The following is a 17,243-nucleotide window of genomic DNA, read 5'->3' on the forward strand; positions in this document are numbered from 1 at the left end:
AGCACCTCGAGCCGGGAATCACGGCTCAGGACATGAAATGGCCGAGATCCGCAGGCGCGCGCGAACCGTGGGGCGCTCACCGGGCCCGGGATTCCGGTTGGCGGGGCCGGCCTCATGCGGAGCCTCCGCCACGAAGCCGAGTGCGTCGAGGAACTTCAGGCCCGGCCGCCAGCCCTCCGCAACGGAGGCGAGGACCTCGGTGCAACCACCCGCCGCCAGCGACCCGATGAGAGCTGAAGCCACGGCCCGCCCCAGACCGAATCGACGGCAATCGGGGTGCATCAGGAACAACCCCACTGAACACGCTCCTGGATGGGGATGCTCCCGCACGGCGTCGATGAGCCCGCTGATCCGGCCTTCGGCCTCGATCACCAAGATGGCCTTGTTCTCGAACTCCGCGCCCTCCGGCAGGCTGTAGTAGAGGCTCTGGACATCGCCGGGCATAGCGGGCTGACCGAGGGCATGGCAGAACCAGTCCTCGCATGCCTCGAACAAGCTGAACACACCCTGCTCGTCCGGCGGTTCAAGGTCACGGATCCGAAGGCAACGACCGTCCATCTCGATACCCAACAGCATGTCAGCAGTCTGTTTCCAAGAGCCGCACACTCGGAGGCCTCGCCACTGCTCGATGCCGGCGGTTCCGCCGTGCCGCTGGTGGAACTGCTCGGCGGTCGACAGGGTGAAGCGGTGGAGCGTGCCAGGGCGTCGTGGTCGCGCGTAGGTCGACGATCCCATCGGCGTTGACAGTGGTCATCGGATCACCGGAAGTCGTCGTTCCCGAGACCGCGGTCGGGTGCGTTCATGTCGCCCGTCCTTGGCGTGCCGTCGCCGAGCCCGTAGCGCAGGTACACGGTGCCCTGCGGACCGGCCACCGGTGGTTCGAGCAGTGCGAGGTTCGTGGGCACCGCGCCACCGTCGAACACCTTCTTCCCGACGCCGAGCACGATCGGGTGCACCCATAGGTCGAGCCGGTCGAAGAGCTTCTCCCGCAGGAGGGTCTGCACCAGGTTCAGGCTCCCGACGACCTTCACGTGCCGGTGCCGGTCACGGATCTCGCGCACCGCGCCGGCCAGGTCCGGGCCGAGCTGCGTGGACCCGGCCCACCGGAGGTCGGGCGTGGCGCGGGAGGCCACGTACTTCGGGACGCGGTTGAAGAGCTCGGCGAACTCGCCGTCCTTCTGGTGCGGCCAGTAGGCGGCGAAGATGTCGTACGTCCGCCGGCCGAGCAGCAGGGCGTCCGTGCCCTCGTACGCGGCACCGATTTGCGCCCCGGTGACCTCGCTCAGCAGGGGCACCTGCCAGCCGCCGAACGGGAACCCCACCGGGTCCTCGTCGGGTCCGCCGGGCGCCTGCCCGACCAGGTCGAGGGTCGCGAACAGCTCGATGTGGATGAGGCCCATGTCTGTACTCCCGATGAGTTGGTCGTCCCTGTCGAGATGTAGACCTGCCGGGGCCGGAAAACTCATCGCCGCGCCGGTACCCGGTTTCCGCACCCGCCGACCGCCTCGCCCATCTGATCCACCGCCAGGAACGGTGCCGTTCATCGGATGCCCTGCCGGTGCTCCGACCACGATGGCGCCCGTGAGCCCGCCCGGGTGATGAGGCTCGCCGAAGAAAGGGGCGCTGCCCCCGTACGTGGGTTGCCGATTGGCCTTGGAGCTCCTGGCAGAGCTCGGGCCGCTCGGGCTGGTGTGCCTGCGGTTCGGCCGCCCGGGCCGGCACTCCCTCACCGAGGCGCTGGTGAACCCGACAGCCGCGCCGCCTACGACGACAGGTGTCAGGCCGTCCGGCAACACGGGCAGTACAAGGCCCACCAGGCGCACCACGAGTTGATGGCCTCCCTGGCCTGGAGGAGAGCACCGCAGCGCACAGCACCTGGTGTACGGCAGCCGCAACTGGACCCGCCGGCCTGGCAGCCGCTGCCGGGCCGACGGCGGCGGGTCGGGAAGATGGTGTGACCTACCCGCCCACGTACCGACCGACGCCGGCCCCGGCGCGCCGGAGGGCGCGGCAGACGCCGGCGCTCTGGGCCAGGTCGCGGAGAAGATCGAGGAGAGCGCGGTCGGGTACCCCGAGTCAGGTCCCGCCGAACGCCGGCACCCGGGACCCGGCCCCGCCCGTGTCAAGCAGTTGTCGGCCGAGCGTACCGCCGGCACCAAGGCGCTACGCGATCTGCCGGAGGCCTCCGAGGCGGAGTTGGAGCGGATCGAGGCCCTCTACGACGCCAGGCATGGCGGAATCGCCGGGGCGCAGGAGCGCGGTGTCGGGAGTGCTGTGGGCGCGGTGAAGGCGAGTCGGCCGGGCTGGACCTCTGGGGGTAGCAGCGGCCACGCGAGGCGGGTGATCGCGTCGACTTCGCGCCGGTACTGCGGCAGGGCCGCGCGCAGTTCGCGCTGCCCGGCGAGGAACCGGCGGGCCTCCTGGTCGGTGTAGGGCCGCACCTGCCCCGCCCGGGCGAGGAGCGCGGCACCGGTCGGCCCGGTCCAGTGGCCGTCGGCACCGAGCGTGTTGTGGAAGACGGCGGTGCCATCGCGCCGGATCACGGTGAGGTGGTCCACCAGGCGTTGCTCCTCGACGGCCTGGACGCACTCCAGCACCGCCGTGAGGCACCGGTCGTGTCCGGCGGCGGTGGTGAACCGGCCCGGCCGGGTGCCGCTCCGGCTGACCTCGGCGTAGCGCAGCGCGGTGCCCTGGCGGCTGTCGGGCGCGCGTACGTCCAGCACCAGCAGCTCGACGCGGTGCTCGGCCCGGCGCCACGCGGCGACGTCGTCGAGGAAGGCGGCCTCGCTGCCCGGGGCGATCTCGATCACCGCGTCTCCGCGCCGGTCCCGCACGTGGGCCTCGGCCCGGGCCTGCCACGCCTTGTAGTCCGCGCGGATCCGGGCGGAGGCGGTGCGCGGGTGCTCCCGCAGCAGTCGCCGGTAGTCGGGATGGGCCGCCTTGAACCGTCCGCCGGAGAGCCACACCGGCCGCCGCTCCCGCAGCGCCTGGCGCACCATCACCGCCGCCCACCTCTTGCCCGCCCCGGGCGCCCCCATCACGTACACGACGACGGGACGCTCCTGCGCCACGATCTCCCCGAGGTCGGGGACGACCAGGTTCTGGAAGATCCACTCGTGCTCATCGGCGGACAGCCGGTGGTAGTCGACACCGGGCGGGGCGGCGATCGGCTGGACGGTGCGCCGTACCGGTTCGGCCAGCGCGGCGGCTCGCTCCGCATCCCGTTCCACTGCGAGCAGCCAGTCGGCTGGCAGGCGGGTTTGCGCCCGCACCAGAGCGCGCTGTGCGCGGGCCAGCGACCGGCGGAAGACAGTGGTCTCCACCGCATCCCACCACCGGGCCCGCTCGGCCTCCACCGTCCTGGCCGCGCCCGGCGGGCGCACCCACACCCCGCCGACGAGCTCGTTGGCGTACAAGAACTCCAGGCCGCGCCGCACCACAGTGACCCGGTCGACCAGGTGCTCGGTCTCCAGCACGTCCAGGGTGCGGGCTAACTGGCGGGCGCACTCGTCATGGTCGGCCCACGACACGTAGCGCCCGGCCCCCGCGCCGTCGCCGAGATAGCGTTCCAGCAACCCCAGCTGACTCCAAGCCAGGGGGCATGCCACCGCGACCACCTCGATCCGGTGCCCGGCCCCCCGATACGCCCGCGCCTGCTCCCGTGCCTCGTCCGGGTCGCCGAACGCGGTCTCCACCACCGCGTCCAGACAGTGGGTGCGCACGTACTCCTCCACCGCTGTCTGCCAGCGGCGAGTGTCCAGCCGCACCCCGCTACCGGCGGTCCGCACGTTCGTGGCCAGCAGCGCCTCGTAGCGCCGGTGTTCAGCCTTGTAGAGGTCAGCGTCGATCCGCACCGCGCCGCCGCGCAAGCTGAGGACCGGCAGCAGCAGATCGCCGAGGACGGTCTTCCCGCTGCCGGGCGGCCCGGCCACGAGCAGCACCACCGGCTTCTCCTGCGGCACCGCCCCACTGGTCCAAGCCGGAAGGATCATCCGGTTCAGAACGTCCTGGTGTTCCGCTGCGGAGAGCGTCCCCTGCGCCATGCTCCCGTTCCCCCTCTCCCGCGCCGTGGCTGGTCAGGTCCGGTCGTAGGTCGCACGCGCAAGCGCGATCGCCTCGGACAGAGACATACGACGAATGCATCGCCTTCCCCCGCCGCTACCTACTACCTACCCGAGGGCCGCATGGCGCAGATCTGCCCCACCCACGACGAACTTCCGCCCACCGCATGACCGTTGGCATGCGAGCGTGCCACACGTCGAGGGACACGGCCTGGAGACGGTGGGATGATTGCAGCGGTCAGGGCGTTCAGGTCCGCAGGCTTGGGCAAGGTGGCCGAGACCCGCAGCACGCCAGGCCCTCGATTCCGTTGCTGTTGAAACAATGCAGCCGGCACTCGGGCCATCATCGGCCGGCTCGGAACGAGTGCCGCGGCAGAATATGCGACCTGACGGGACCACGGCATTCAACCGTGTGTTCTGGGCAGTTGAACGCCGCCCGGCAACACTATTTTCTTCACAGGCCACCTACAGTCCGCGCCCAGGCAGGCGGAGGACGTCCAGTGTCGCCTTCGTAGCTGGCACCGCAGCCCTGGAGGTCTCCGTGAACGCGTCTAGCCCGTCGTATACCCGACGTATTGGGCCGGATGAGTGGACGTACATCGGAATGGGCATCGCGAATGTCTGCCAGCACGTGTACGAGGGCCACGGGGATCTGACCGTCGAGGCTCTGGCCGCGGCCGTGGAGAAAGCCGGTGACGCCTGCCCCGGGACACGCCTGCACCGGAGGAAGCGGAACTGGGTGGACAGCGGCGTCGCTCCGGCCGTGCGCATGGTGAACCTCGAACCGGGACAGGACCTCCTGGCTCACCCTGCGCTGCAGACGACGCTCAACGACGGCGGAGCGACCTGCGAGGTCCTGTTCGTCCCCGGTGAAGTCGCCGGGGACGACGCTGACGGTACTCGTGGACGAGGCCGGCCGCTGCGGTTGGTCTTCCGGGGCTTCCATGCGATCACCGACGCGCGCGGCATGCTGGTGTGGGCAGCCAACGTCTTCCAGGTGCTGCGCGGCGAGGAGCCGCAGGGCGCGACCTCCACCTTCAACACCGGCGAGTTCTTGCAGCACCTGATGCCGCAGGGCCTGCCGCCCATCCAGCCTGGCCTGGGCAAGGCGGAATGGACCACGCCGATGGCGCCGATCCCCCGTGGGCGGCACGATCACATCTGGCGCAGACGGACGGTCGACGGCATCCACGCCGCGGTTACCGCCAAGGTGATCGCCGCTGTCGCCGCCATGACTCCGGGCGAGCCCATGACACGGTTCTTCGTCCCCGTCGATCTGCGCCGCCACCAGCCGGATCTGCGCAGCACGGGCTGGTTGTCGCTGGCCGTCAACCTCGACGTCGAGCCAGGCACCGGCTGGGAACAGGTGCACCAGGAACTGCTGACCGGGCTGGCCGAGCGCCGGGAGTTCACGCTGCGCACCGCCCCATGGCTGCTGAAGATGCCGCTCCCGGTGATCCGCTTCTTCAGCGACGGGATGGAGGACACCGCGCGCCGCAAACAGCGCTACATGGGCACCGCGTTCGTCGCCAGCATGGGCTCGGTCGATCTGGCGGACTACAGCGCGCAGTCGTTCCGGCCTTCGACGGTGTACAGCCTGGGCGGTTCGGGCCCCTCGGCTCCCCCCGGCATCGACATCGTCGAGAGCTCCGGCCACACCGAGATCGTGCTCGCCTGGCGCGATGTGCCGGGAGCAGTCGAGCGGATGGACGCCTTGCTGGACGCGGTCGTGGAGGCGTTGTCGCCGCGGGCCGATCGGGAGCAGGCCGTCAACCGCACCGAACGGGCACCCGTGTCGTCGCGTTCGCTGCTGCGGTTGTTCCGTGACCAGGTCGAGCTCACTCCCGACGCGATTGCCCTCACGGGTCCTCAAGGCGAGCTCAGTTACCGTGAGTTGAGTCTGCGAGCGGACGCGGTGGCGAGTGCGTTGCGGGCTCGGGGCGTGGGTCGCGGTGACGTGGTCGGTCTGCTGGCGGAGCGAACGCCGGGAGCGATCGCCGGGATCTGGGGGATCCTTCGCGCCGGGGCGGCCTACCTACCGCTCGACGTCCAACACCCGGACGCGCGGCTGGCCGACCTGCTCCGCGACTCGGGTGCCCGCTACTGCCTGGTGGAGACTCCGCAGCTGGCCCGGGAGCACACTCCGAACGGGTGCGAGCCGATCAGCCTGGACGATCTGCCGGCGTCCACGGCCGCGCCTGCCCGTGAGCCGGACGCCGACCCGCGGCCCGACGACCTGGCATATGTGCTGTACACGTCGGGTTCCACCGGACGTCCCAAGGGCGTCCAGGTCGAACATGCCGCTCTGCTCAACTATCTGCACTGGGGCACCGAGGAGTTCGGGGTCGACGCGAGCACTCGGCTCCCGCTGCTGACTTCGCTGTCGTTCGATGTGTCCGGCACGTCGATCTTCCTGCCGCTGATCAACGGCGGGACCGTGGTCCTGGTCCAGGACCAGCCCACCCATCTGACGCTGCGCCGACTGCTGGAGGGCTCCAGCGCCACCATGCTCAACCTCACCCCCTCGCATCTGGAGCTGATCGGCCGCCTGGACATCGCGCCGCGGGGGTTCCGCAGCGTCGTCGTGGTCGGCGAGCAGTTGCGGGTCGAGGTCGCCGCGCGTGCCCAGGAGATGTTCGGCCCGGACTGCCGGATCATCAACGAGTACGGCCCGACCGAGGCCACCATCGGCTGCACGGCCCACACCTTCGACCCGGTACGGGACGCCGACCGCGCCGCGGTTCCGATCGGCGTCCCGGCCCACAACACCCAGGTCCACCTGCTCGATCCCAACCGCCGGTTCGTGCCGAACGGCGAGGTGGGCGAGATGTACCTGGCCGGGGTTCAACTGGCCCGCGGCTACCTCGGCCGGCCCGACCTGGACGCCGAGCGGTTCCCCAGGCTGGCCGACGGCACCCGGGTGTACCGGACCGGGGACCTGGCCCGGCGGCTTCCGAACGGCGCTTTGGAGTTCCTCGGCCGCATCGACGACCAGGTCAAGGTCCGCGGCCACCGCGTCGAGCCCACGGAGGTGGCCAGCGCCCTTGAGGAGCACCACCGGGTGGATCGCGCCGTCGTCGTCGCCCGGAACCGTCCGGACGGCTCCGGCAAAGCGCTCTACGGCTACGTCCTGGTGAACGCCGAGGTGAGCGCCGAGGAGTTGCAGGCCCATGCCGCCCAGCGGTTGCCCGCATACATGGTTCCGGCCGCCACTCTCGTGATGGAGGAGATCCCGTACAGCGTGGCCGGCAAGGTGGACGTGCGAGCCCTTCCCGACCCCTTCGCCGACCAGGCGCACACCGGATCAACCGCCCCGGCCGGTTCGGCCAACCATCCCGACCGGGACCCGATCGAGTCCAAGGTCGCCCTGATCTGGTCGGCCAGCCTTGGTATCGACGAGGCCCAGATCGACGCCCGCACCGACTTCCACCAGCTCGGCGGCGACTCGCTCTCCTTGCTGACCATGCTGGCCCGCGTCTGCAGGGAAGTCCTACCGCCGCAGACGGAGACCGAGTTCATGTCTCAACTCGGCCGGGTCATCGCCGAACCCACGCTCGACACCGTGTCGGCGATCGCCCGGGAGGTCTCCCGGGTCCCGCTCGGACAGCTGCAACAGCTGTAGGTGAACGGCGCCCGCCGGTAGGCGTCGCCGAACGCGGTGGCGCAGGCCTCGGCGAGGCCGAGCACGAGAGTCCTCGTGCGGTGGCGCCGAAGCCCGGCGCCACCGCACGGGGGCCGCAGGCGAAGAACGAGTGTGACCTGGACCACGACTAGGTCAGGCGCTACCGGACCTGGTGCCGGCACGTCACCCCTGGCCATGAGGTCGTGGCCGGCCGGGCCCGCCGCGACTCAGACCGCCGCCGGGTCCGTGGCTCCGCGCTGCGCCCACCGGGTCACGGGCACCATCGCCGCCCCCGCGGCGGCGAGGAGCACTCCGGCCCCGAGCCAGCCGATCGGTCCGTGGCCGATCACGCCGACCGTGATCAGCGCCGGCCCGACCATCCCGGCCGCGGCCGTGCCCGCGTTGTAGACACCCTGGTAGGCGCCGGCCGCCCGGTCGCCCGCCAGGTCGTAGCTGAGCGCCCAGCTGCCGGCCTGGCTCAGCACCTCGCCGAGCGCCTCCACCACGAGGCCGAGCACCAGCAGCACGGTCGCGGCCAGCGGGCCCAGGCCGTGTGCCAGTCCGAGCAGCACGCAGCCGGCGGCCAGCAGCAGCCCGCCGCGCAGGCAGACCCGGGCCGCCTGGCCGGGCTGCTCGGTGCCGCGGGTGGCGCGGACCTGGAACAGCACCACCAGCACGGTGTTGATGGTCATGCCGGCGGCGACCAGGGCCCGCGGCGCGTGGGTGTCGCGGACGATCCACAGCGGCACGCCGACCTCGAGCAGCGCGAACTGCAGGGTGAGGATCGCGTTCAGCACGGTCACGGTGAGGAACGGAAGGTCGCGCAGTGCCGGGTTGCGCCGCTCGGCCCGGGTCCGGGCCGCGGGCGGGACGGCCGCGGCCGGGCGGTTCGGCAGCCGGAGCAGCCACAGCGCCACCAGCGCGTAGCTGACCGAGTTGGCGAGCACGGTGAGGGTGTAGGCGAAGCGGGTGTCGGCTTGCAGGGTCACTCCGGCCAGGACACCACCCAGGCCCATCGCGACGTTGGTGACGGCCCGCAGGTAGGCCCGTCCGGCCACCCGCTGCTCGGGGGCCAGGGCTTCGGCGTAGAGCGCGCTGCGGGCGGCGGAGACCCCGCGGTCCACCGCGGTGACCGCGCAGGACAGCAAGAGGAAGGCGGGTAGGCCGTGGAGCAGCGGGAAGCCGGCGCTGAGCACCGCCTCGACGGCGACCAGGACGACGACCACCGGCTTGCTGCCGAACCGGTCGGCGGCCCGCCCGGCCGGGATGCTGGCCAGCACGCCGCACAGCCCGGCCACGGTGAGCACCACACCGGTCTGGGCCACGCCGTAGCCGAGGATGCGGGTGAAGTAGAGGGCGCTGACGGTGAAGTAGAGCCCGTTGCCGAGCGCGTTGACCAGGGTGGTCCAGGTCAGCAGGCGCAGCACCGGGTCGGTGGGGAGCAGGCTTCCGCGTCTGCGTATCGCTGGAGCGGGCGGGGCGGCCGTGGTGGTCGTCGTCATGGCGCAAGCTCAGCGCGACGGCGTACGGTGCGGACACTGATTTAGCGTCAGCCTCAATCCAAGGATTGGAATGTACCGCTTTCACCTCGGTCTCGCGGACGTCACCGCGCTCTCCTTCACCTGGTCACCGCTGCACGAGGCGGTGCTCAGCCTGCGGATGTGGACCCACCCGCAGAGCTACCCGGCGCAGCAGGCCTGGTTCCGCCGGCTGCGGCCGACCTTCGAACAGCTGGAGGGGTACCGGCTGCTGTGCTCGCTGACCGCCAGCAACCGCTACGTGCCCGATTTCCTGACGCCCCGCCCGAGCGGCCCGGCCCCGAGCCTGCGAGCGGAGCTGAGCGTGCTGCGGGCCACCGACCCGGCCACCCTGCGCGCCGAACTGGAGCCCGCCTTCCTGCCGCACGACCGGGTGCTGCCGCCACCGCTGGCCGAAGGACTGGCCGAACCGGAGCTCCTGCTGGAGCGGATCTGCCTGGCACTGGAGGAGTACTGGGAGGAGTGCCTGGCGCCGCACTGGTGGCCGCGCGCCCGCTCGGTGCTGGAGGCCGACATCGTCCATCGGGCCCGGACGCTGGCCCAGCAGGGCCTGGCGGTCTTGCTCGCCGACCTGGACCCCAAGCTGTCCTGGTCCGACGGCGTGCTGACGCTCGACCGCGACTTCGGCCGGCCCGGCGACCCGGTGGACGTCGAGGTGAGCCGGCGCGGCCTGGTCTTCATCCCCACCTGCTTCGTGAGCTCGGTGAACACCTCGATCAGCGCGGACCGCCCGCCCGTGGTCAACTACCCGGCCCGGGGCCAGGGCACCATCGCGGGCGCGGTGGACCCGCCGGCCGGGCCGCGGGTGCTGGAGCAGCTGGTCGGCGCACCCAAGGCCCGGCTGCTGGCCCTGCTGGCCGAGCCGGCCTCCACCACCGATCTGGCCCTGCGGCTCGGCGTCACCCCGGGCGCGGTGAGCCAGCACCTGGCGGTGCTGCTGGCCAACCGGCTGGTGACGCGGGCCCGGCACGGGCGGTCGGTGCTCTACCTGCGCAGCCCGCTCGGCACGGAGCTGTGTCGCCACTGACGGGCCGCCCGCCAGCCGGTGGACGATCCGGCGACAGGGACCCGCTCGGCGGGCAGGCGTGCCCGGTCAGCGGAAGGCCGTTTGCGTCGCCGCCCGTCCCGGTGGTCGGGTTCGTCGAACCGCACGGCCGGGAGTTGGCCGCTGCTCGGAGTCGTCACGGCCGCCCACGACCAGCGTCGCCGGACCTGAGTGGGCTACCCCCTGCCCGGACCGAGCGGAGGCGCCGGACCGGCACACCTCCGGAAAATGCCCAAGTCCGTACGGGCATGTCGTGGAAGGATACGGTTCGGCCCAGGGGGAGTGAAGTGCATGGGACTTGACTACAGCTATGAGGTATTCACGCCTGCTCAGAACGTCGCCAGGGCACTGGCCGCGCTCGTCGAGCTAGCGCCGCGGCACCGTCGGAATACGCCGCTCGCGGTCACCCTGCCCAGTGGTGACCGACTCGTCCTCCCGTTCACGTCCGGCTTCAAGAGCGACCCGGTCGACTGCTCCAGCAGCGGCAGGCTTGAACTCGACACCTCGATCATGGTCGGCGTCGATGACGCGGTGCGCGAGTTCGAGGAGGGTCGTGACCTCGAACTCGACGAACTCGGGAGGGTCCCGATCGGGTACGTCTACCTCACCGTCCGGTTCGCGCCCGCGATGCACCCGCACTACGCCTCGCTGGAGTTCACCGCAGCCACAACGGGGATGAGCCTGATGTTCGAGCGGTCCGCGAGCATGAGAGCAGTATTCACCGGCCTCACCGCCGCCAGCGGCGGAGTGTGCTGCTTGCTCGACACCGAGAGCGACACCTTCCAGAAGGAAATGTGCTGGCTGAACGGTCAGACGACCAAGGAGACCGTTCCCGGCCCCCGCTTCGCGAGCTTCCGTGACCTGGTGGCGGCCTGGCCCGACCAGGACCAGCCGCTCCAGCGGGCGAACGGCGACCCCGCGCAGGCTGCCGCACCGGTCGCGTCCGACTAGCTAGCCTCGACCTTTTGTGACAACGGGCTCCTCGAGCGCGGCCTCACGCTGGACCGGCCGTCGGGCCGGTCACCGGCTGGGGACACGCGGCGCCGGTGAGGGCGCGGGGGAAGGTTCTGAGGAGCTCCTGGCACCTCGGGACCCTTCGACGCCCGCCGGGTGGGCCGGCGGGGGGTTCTGAGGGGCTCCTGGCACCTCGGGACCCTTCGACGCCCGCCGGGTGGGCCGGCGGCACTTCGGTTAGCGTCGACCGTGGGGCCCGGACGACGGTCGGAGGACGGTGGCATGGCAACAGTGACATCCAGGCGATTGGTGGACGAGTGGCGGCGGGTGGCGGACCGGCATCTCACGCCGACCAAGCTGTCGCTGGTGGTGATGTGGGCGGCCTTCGGCACCACGTTCGGCACGGTGCGGTTCATCACGCACGGGATCAGGGGCGGCTGGCTGCCCTGGGGCAACGTGTCGGCCGGCGGGAAGCATCTGCACCACTACAACATCGGCATCGCGGCACTGGCCGGGGTCGGTTTGGTGGCCGTCCGCGGCGACGAGCAGGCGGTCGGCCACCCGGCGGTGGCAGCCGTCTACGGTGCGGGCGCGGCTCTGATCACCGATGAGTTCGCGCTGCTGCTTGACCTGCAGGACGTCTATTGGGCGAAGCAGGGCCGGGTGAGCGTCGACGTCTCGTTCGGCGTGCTCGCCGCACTCGGCGGCTACCTGTCGGCCGTGCCGTTCTGGCATGAGATCGCCCGGGTCACCCACCGGCGGCTGACGGCCGGGTGAGGCTCCCGCCCGCCGGCGCCCTCCGACGAGATCGCGGACCTGCCCGGCATAGGCGTCGGGCCACGCTTCGCAGTTCCAGCCGGTGGCGAGCATGTCGATCAGCTTGCCGCTTCTCTGAACCAACGTCTGGAACTGCCACCAGGCGCGGCCGACATCGGTGGCCCGGGTGTGAGTCAGGCCATGCCGGTCGCGAACAGGATGGCAGCACCGCTGACTCCACCGTCGCCGGCGCCATCTCGAGTCCGGCTGCGAGGGTACTGAAGTGCCGGACCTCGTAGCTCCCGTCCACGGCGAGGATGAACGGCATACCGTCGCGGACACCGGCCCGGTCGAGGGGCGAACCGGCTGACTCGGACTCAGCGCGATGGCCAGCAGGTGGCGCGAGGTGGGGCAGAGGAACAACGAGGCGGCCCTTCACGGGAGACAGTGCCGCCACACCCGACGGCGGGGTGCTCGCCTGCGACACCCACGAGCCGCCAACACAGAGCCCGAAGCCGAGGCTTCCGGTCCAGATGGGCCCGGCCACGACGACCGCCTCCGGGCGCAACCCCCTCCCACCTCCCACTATGCGGCGCCGCACCCTTCCCGGAGCATGCTGCTGGGTCGAACGCCCCACCGGCCATGCCCGCTTCCGAGGCGCAGGCTATGGCTGCTCCCTCCGGCGGGCCTGGAGCTCCTCATCCGCGCGCTCGGCCGCCGCCTGAAGCTCGGCGGCCCGCCCGCGCAGCTCCTCCAGCCGGTCAGCGGCCTCCTGTCGGGCCTCGTCGGCCCGCCGGGCGGCGAACCGCGCCCTCTCCACCGCAGCCTGAGCCTCTTCCACCCGGCCCTGGGCGCGCTCAGCCTGTTCCTGCGCACCAGCCAGGTCCCGTTCGCCCTTGACCGAGGCCCGCTGCGCCGCCTGGGCCTGGCCACGCAGCCGGTCCCGCCGCTGTTCCAACTCGGCCACAAGCCGCCGGTGGTTCTCGGCGGTGTCGTGTTCCGGTTGCCGTCGGGTCCGGCTGGCTGTGGTGGTGCGCTGCCTTCCGCCGGCCCTTGAGGGGGTGGGCGGGTCGGGGACGGCGGCGAGGAGCGGGCCGAGGTCGGGCAATGCGGTCGGCACGCTGAGCGCGGCCACGAGCCGACCCGCCGCGACTCGGCCGGCAGCATCCGGGTCGGCCATCGCGGCAGCCAGCGTCTGCTCCACCGCCTGCATCGCGGCGTCGCCCAAGCGCTCACCGGCGCCGGCCGCGTCCCGGACCGCCGCGTCCACGAGCTCTGCGAGCAGCCGGCGCCGTTGGCCGAGCAGTTCCCGCAGCGCTTCCGGGTCGGGGCGGGCCTGCGCGGCACGCATCCGCGCCCCGGTCTCCAGCAGCTTGGCCAGATCGGGGGTGTGGTTGCGGGCGAGCTGGTTGACGGCCCACGCGGCCTGGGTGGGGCGGCGCAGAGCGGCAAGCGCCGCGGCCTCCTCTCGCCGGCCCTCGGCCCGCGCTGCGCGCACGGCCCGATCGCGTGCCGGGACGAACTCACCCGGCACCAGTCTGAACAGGTCGTCCAGCACCTGGTCGTCGGCATCGCTATGGTCGGCCATGGCCCCAGCCTGGCACCACGCGCTCGCCCGTGCGGCTTCTCCATGAGCCGGTCGGCAGCCCGCACGCCGAGCAGCGCGTCCTGTGCGACCCGCCCGCCTCTCACCGCCACCGGCGCGCATGGTCGCGCTGCTCTGGGCGGCAAGACGGCGGGTGACGGCGCCCAGGCCGGGCACGAGGACCCTGGCCACGGCCGGCCGCGCCGCGGCGTGCCAGTGCTTCGGCAGTGGTGAGGCGCCTGCCGCGGGCGGAGAGGCGCCTGCCGCGGGCGGAGCGCTTGCCTGCGTCACCCGAGACTCGTTCGTCATGGGCCGGGCGCTGGTCGCCGGGCTCGTGCCCGGTACGGCCCGAGCCCGGAGCAGTGGGTCGCGTCAGCAGTGGGCGGAGCGATGCTGGGAGCAGCGCGACCCATCGGTCAGCCACCGTGCCTGGGCCTCCAGATCGCGTGAGCACATGGTCAACCGTTTTCCGAGGTACGGGGAGCGGAGCTGAGATGGCTCTGGAGCCGGGCGTGGCGGAACTGGTAGACGGCTCCGACCTGGCGCAGGACCCCTCGGTGGTAGGCGTCGTCGAGGAACGACATGGTCGCCCAGGGGAGCCGTCCCGTCAGGGGGAGGGCGATTCGGGTGAAGAGTACCCACTGGCCCCAGGCGGTGAACGCGAGGACGTAGGAGGCGGTGCCGATGAGCCCGCACTCGACCCCGCTTGCCAGCCATCCCCAAGGCAAGTCCGGTGGGCCCAACAAGCCAGGGGCGAAGCCATCCACTAGCCGGTAGGTACCCGCGACGGTGATGGTGATCGCCGGCGCGACGAGCAGGGTCTGCCGGATGACGGTATTGCGGTTGCTGCACAGCAGGTCCGCCGGCGTCGCGGCGGATCCGACATCGAGCGGTGTCTCCAGGGCAGCCATGAGCCCCAGCGCCAGGGTTCCCGCTGTTCCGTAGACGACCGCGTACAGGAGCGACTGGACCAGCACGGTGTCGACTGGCTCCTGGATGCCGAGCGGTGCCCCGGGAACCAGCCCTGGGACCAGCAGCGCGTAGTGAGTGGGTCCGTATGACAAGCCCGCGGCGATCCCGACCAGCAGTCCGGCGCCGAACGCGGTCGGGAGTCTGCGGGCGCGCGTACCGGCCTTCCGTCTGCCTCGGATCGGTAGTTGCAGCCGCACGCGGGACGGCTTGAACCTTTTCTTTCCGAACACGACGGCGATCCCGTAGACGAGCCCCAAAGCCAGGCTGATGGTCAGGCCGAGCACGAGTCCAGTGAGGAGAGTGGCGCCCAGCATGAACGGGCGGTCGCTGATGACCAGGTCCACGGCGCTGGATACGAGCATCTCGACCGCGGTCGCGACCGCGGTGCCGGCCAGGACGATCGCGAGGATGCGGGAGGGCAGGCTCAGGACGCTGGACAGCTGCCACCAGGCAACGTCCAGTCGGTTGTGCTGCTCGGGCTTGTCGAGGTGCCTGGCGAGGTGGCCCAGGTAGTGCCGGGCGCGCTGCGGGTCCCACCCGTGGCGCCGACGCGGCCCATCGGTGTCGGTCCGCACCGGGGGCCGTTGGGTGTAGACGGTGGGCACGAAGCCGGCCAGCAGGTGCTCTTCAATTGCTTCCGGTGTCGGGAAGCGGACCGTGTCCAGGAGGTCCGCGGGGTCCTGGCCTGGCGTGTCGCTGTAGAGGGTCCGGGCGAGCAGGACCATCAGCGGGGTACTGAGCACGCTGGCGAGGTTGGCGGCCGAGCGGGTGTCCGGTCGGCTGCGCAGCTCGTCCAGGATCGGGTCCCACACGGTCGCGGCTCGTCCAGCGTGCCCGCTCTTCCCGCTCTTCCCGCTCTTCCCGCTCTTCCCGCTCTGCCCGGTCGGCCGTGCGGTGCGCGGCAGATAGTGGACCAAGTCCTCCGCGGTCAGGTCGGTCAGTTCGATGCCGGCGGCCTTCCTGAGCACCTCGGTCGCGGCCGCATCGGCGAACTGCTCGGTGCGACTGGTCACGAGCAGCGGCAGGGATATCGCGTTGAGTTCACTGAGGGCGGCCCCGTGAAGTCCCACGGCGATCTCGTCGAAACCATCGAGCACCGGCAAGATCCAGCCGGCGTCGACCAAGGCGGCTGCCAGGTTCGAGCGGCCAGAAGCACGTGCGGCGAGATTCGGGTGGTCGCGCAGCAGCCGGTCGATGAGCCAGTCGCGTAGGCCCGTCACGGTCGGGTCCCAGGAGCCGACGCTGAAGACGACCGGAACGGGATCGCCGCTCGAGCGCGCCCCCAGGTAGTCCAGAACGAACCGCATCATCAGCACGGTCTTGCCGGAACCGGCCCGGCCGAGCACCACCAGCCGCCCGGACGGGACACTCCGATACGCGTCCGCGATACCGGACAGGTCGCCGTCCAAGGAAAGCGGACCGGCGGTGGCTCCGGGAGCAGCGCCGCAGATGTTGTCCCAGTGGTCCAACAGCCCCTCGGGCACCTGCCGCCACCGCACCGGCAACGGGAACGGGTCGCGAATCCGGCGCTGCTCCTCCTCGCGTATCCAGCGGCTGTGCACATCGCGTGCCAACGCGTCGGCGACCTCGGCCAGCGCACCTCGCGCCGACGGCCCGGCACCTCTTGCCGGCTGGGGCCCGGGCTCGGCCGGATCGGGCACCGCGCCGGGCGACGGCACGCGGATCCCGGGAGCGTCCTCGACCGGCGCCGAGGTCGACACTGCGGCGTCACCTGTGTCGCGTTGCGCGGCCAGCAGGCTCTGCCAGACGTCGTCGCGCTCGCGTCCCAGGGCGTCGGCCAGGGCGTGGGCGATCTGCCTCACCGTTCCCATCCGGGCGTCGATCGGCTTGCCGGTCTCCAGCCGGTGGACGGTACGCACCCCCAGCCGGGCCTGCTGGGCCAGCTGCTCCTGCGTCAGCCCAGCTTCTGAGCGCAAACCTCGAAGCAGGGAACCGAACTGACTGCTCACCTGATGCACTCGCCCCCGTCAAACGATCTTCCTTCTACGGCCGGTGATCATCGTACTGATGGGTGTGATTCCTGCTCAGGACTGTCTGCCATATCTGGCCGGTCCATGGCGTGGTGCGCTGAGCAGCCAAAACACCAAGGTGATGACCAGTCGCCGCAACCGGCAGCACCCGAGGCGACCGTGACGAGGCGAGGTCTGGCACGGGGGAGCGAGGGCCGAACGGCTGCGGCTCCACCGCTGACATCAGCGGTTCTTCCTTCCTCACCGCGTCGCGCTTGGCGATGAATCGAACGGATGTGAAACCTCGAATGCTGATACGACGGCGTGGCACCACAGCTGCCGATCCGGCCGGTCCGCGCCGAAGCGGCCGCCGCCGATCGACCCAGCTCGCCCTCTGCCTGGCGTGCGCCGCACTCGGGCTGGCCGGCTGCGGCACCGCCTCGGCCGGCCGGCCGCAGGCGCGGACTCCGCCTGCCACCACCTCGGTTTCGGCCTCAGCAGTGCCGAATGCGGGCGCATCTTTGGCGTCCGCACCGTCAGCGTCCGCGACGCCGAACACGACCGGTACACCGACGCAACCGAATGCGGGCGCATCTTTGGCGTCCGCACCGTCAGCGTCCGCGACGCCGAACACGACCGGTGCACCGACGCAACCGAATGCGCCCAGCGCCGTTGCGGTACCAGGCGGCACCGCAACGGCGCCCGCCCTCAACCCGACGACCACCAGCACGGTCCGCTCC

11 protein-coding genes are annotated in these 17,243 nt (G+C 71.4%); 4 read left to right on the forward strand and 7 right to left on the reverse strand.

The features are described 5' to 3' along the window. Positions 1 to 18 precede the first annotated feature (18 nt). The 3 genes from LN042_RS21250 to LN042_RS21260 form a co-directional block, all read right to left on the reverse strand. Positions 19 to 576: a GNAT family N-acetyltransferase gene (locus LN042_RS21250; protein ID WP_230052871.1), complete on the reverse strand. Its 558-nt coding sequence runs from the start codon at positions 574 to 576 to the stop codon at positions 19 to 21. A 182-nt stretch (positions 577 to 758) separates the two neighbouring features. Beyond that, positions 759 to 1,400, reverse strand: coding sequence for a dihydrofolate reductase family protein (locus LN042_RS21255; RefSeq protein ID WP_230052872.1), 642 nt, complete (start codon positions 1,398 to 1,400; stop codon positions 759 to 761). Between the two features lie 816 nt (positions 1,401 to 2,216). Continuing rightward, complete coding sequence (locus LN042_RS21260; protein ID WP_230052873.1) at positions 2,217 to 4,043, reverse strand: zeta toxin family protein; 1,827 nt, start codon at positions 4,041 to 4,043, stop codon at positions 2,217 to 2,219. 622 nt (positions 4,044 to 4,665) lie between these two features. Between LN042_RS21260 and LN042_RS21265 the strand changes: the two genes are divergently transcribed. Further along, entirely contained in the window at positions 4,666 to 7,683 is a 3,018-nt protein-coding gene (locus LN042_RS21265) for a non-ribosomal peptide synthetase (RefSeq protein ID WP_230052874.1), read from the forward strand. Positions 7,684 to 7,910: 227 nt separating this feature from the next. Here LN042_RS21265 and LN042_RS21270 read toward each other — a convergent pair whose 3' ends face one another. Then, positions 7,911 to 9,185, reverse strand: coding sequence for an MFS transporter (locus LN042_RS21270; RefSeq protein WP_230052875.1), 1,275 nt, complete (start codon positions 9,183 to 9,185; stop codon positions 7,911 to 7,913). 70 nt (positions 9,186 to 9,255) lie between these two features. Between LN042_RS21270 and LN042_RS21275 the strand changes: the two genes are divergently transcribed. The 3 genes from LN042_RS21275 to LN042_RS21285 all read left to right on the forward strand — a co-directional run bounded on the left by LN042_RS21275 (position 9,256) and on the right by LN042_RS21285 (position 11,997). Then, the gene (locus LN042_RS21275) at positions 9,256 to 10,248 is read left to right on the forward strand and encodes an ArsR/SmtB family transcription factor (protein ID WP_230052876.1); all 993 of its coding nucleotides are present in this window, start codon (positions 9,256 to 9,258) and stop codon (positions 10,246 to 10,248) included. Positions 10,249 to 10,557: 309 nt separating this feature from the next. Then, positions 10,558 to 11,217, forward strand: a complete 660-nt coding sequence (locus LN042_RS21280; RefSeq protein WP_230052877.1) for a hypothetical protein — start codon at positions 10,558 to 10,560, stop codon at positions 11,215 to 11,217. 285 nt (positions 11,218 to 11,502) lie between these two features. After that, on the forward strand, positions 11,503 to 11,997 hold the full coding sequence (locus LN042_RS21285) for a hypothetical protein (RefSeq protein WP_230052878.1): 495 nt from the start codon (positions 11,503 to 11,505) through the stop codon (positions 11,995 to 11,997). Between the two features lie 643 nt (positions 11,998 to 12,640). Here the strand turns inward: LN042_RS21285 and LN042_RS21290 are convergent. The 3 genes from LN042_RS21290 to LN042_RS21300 form a co-directional block, all read right to left on the reverse strand. Continuing rightward, a complete protein-coding gene (locus tag LN042_RS21290; RefSeq protein ID WP_230052879.1) occupies positions 12,641 to 13,564 on the reverse strand; it encodes a hypothetical protein in 924 nt (307 codons plus the stop codon). Positions 13,565 to 14,019: 455 nt separating this feature from the next. Next, entirely contained in the window at positions 14,020 to 16,512 is a 2,493-nt protein-coding gene (locus LN042_RS21295; RefSeq protein WP_308191842.1) for a helix-turn-helix domain-containing protein, read from the reverse strand. 25 nt (positions 16,513 to 16,537) lie between these two features. Continuing rightward, a complete protein-coding gene (locus LN042_RS21300; protein WP_230052881.1) occupies positions 16,538 to 17,233 on the reverse strand; it encodes a hypothetical protein in 696 nt (231 codons plus the stop codon). Positions 17,234 to 17,243 lie beyond the last annotated feature (10 nt).

It is taken from the genome of Kitasatospora humi, from assembly GCF_020907985.1.
GTDB classification, from domain to species: domain Bacteria; phylum Actinomycetota; class Actinomycetes; order Streptomycetales; family Streptomycetaceae; genus Kitasatospora; species Kitasatospora humi.

Excerpts from the sequence above, each read along its gene's own strand:
- LN042_RS21285 (WP_230052878.1), top strand. The coding sequence starts at position 11,503 with ATGGCAACAGTGACATCCAGGCGATTGGTGGACGAGTGGCGGCGGGTG.
- LN042_RS21290 (WP_230052879.1), bottom strand. The coding sequence starts at position 13,564 with ATGGCCGACCATAGCGATGCCGACGACCAGGTGCTGGACGACCTGTTC.
- LN042_RS21275 (WP_230052876.1), top strand. The coding sequence starts at position 9,256 with ATGTACCGCTTTCACCTCGGTCTCGCGGACGTCACCGCGCTCTCCTTC.
- LN042_RS21250 (WP_230052871.1), bottom strand. The coding sequence starts at position 576 with ATGCTGTTGGGTATCGAGATGGACGGTCGTTGCCTTCGGATCCGTGAC.
- LN042_RS21270 (WP_230052875.1), bottom strand. The coding sequence starts at position 9,185 with ATGACGACGACCACCACGGCCGCCCCGCCCGCTCCAGCGATACGCAGA.
- LN042_RS21280 (WP_230052877.1), top strand. The coding sequence starts at position 10,558 with ATGGGACTTGACTACAGCTATGAGGTATTCACGCCTGCTCAGAACGTC.
- LN042_RS21265 (WP_230052874.1), top strand. The coding sequence starts at position 4,666 with ATGGGCATCGCGAATGTCTGCCAGCACGTGTACGAGGGCCACGGGGAT.
- LN042_RS21260 (WP_230052873.1), bottom strand. The coding sequence starts at position 4,043 with ATGGCGCAGGGGACGCTCTCCGCAGCGGAACACCAGGACGTTCTGAAC.
- LN042_RS21255 (WP_230052872.1), bottom strand. The coding sequence starts at position 1,400 with ATGGGCCTCATCCACATCGAGCTGTTCGCGACCCTCGACCTGGTCGGG.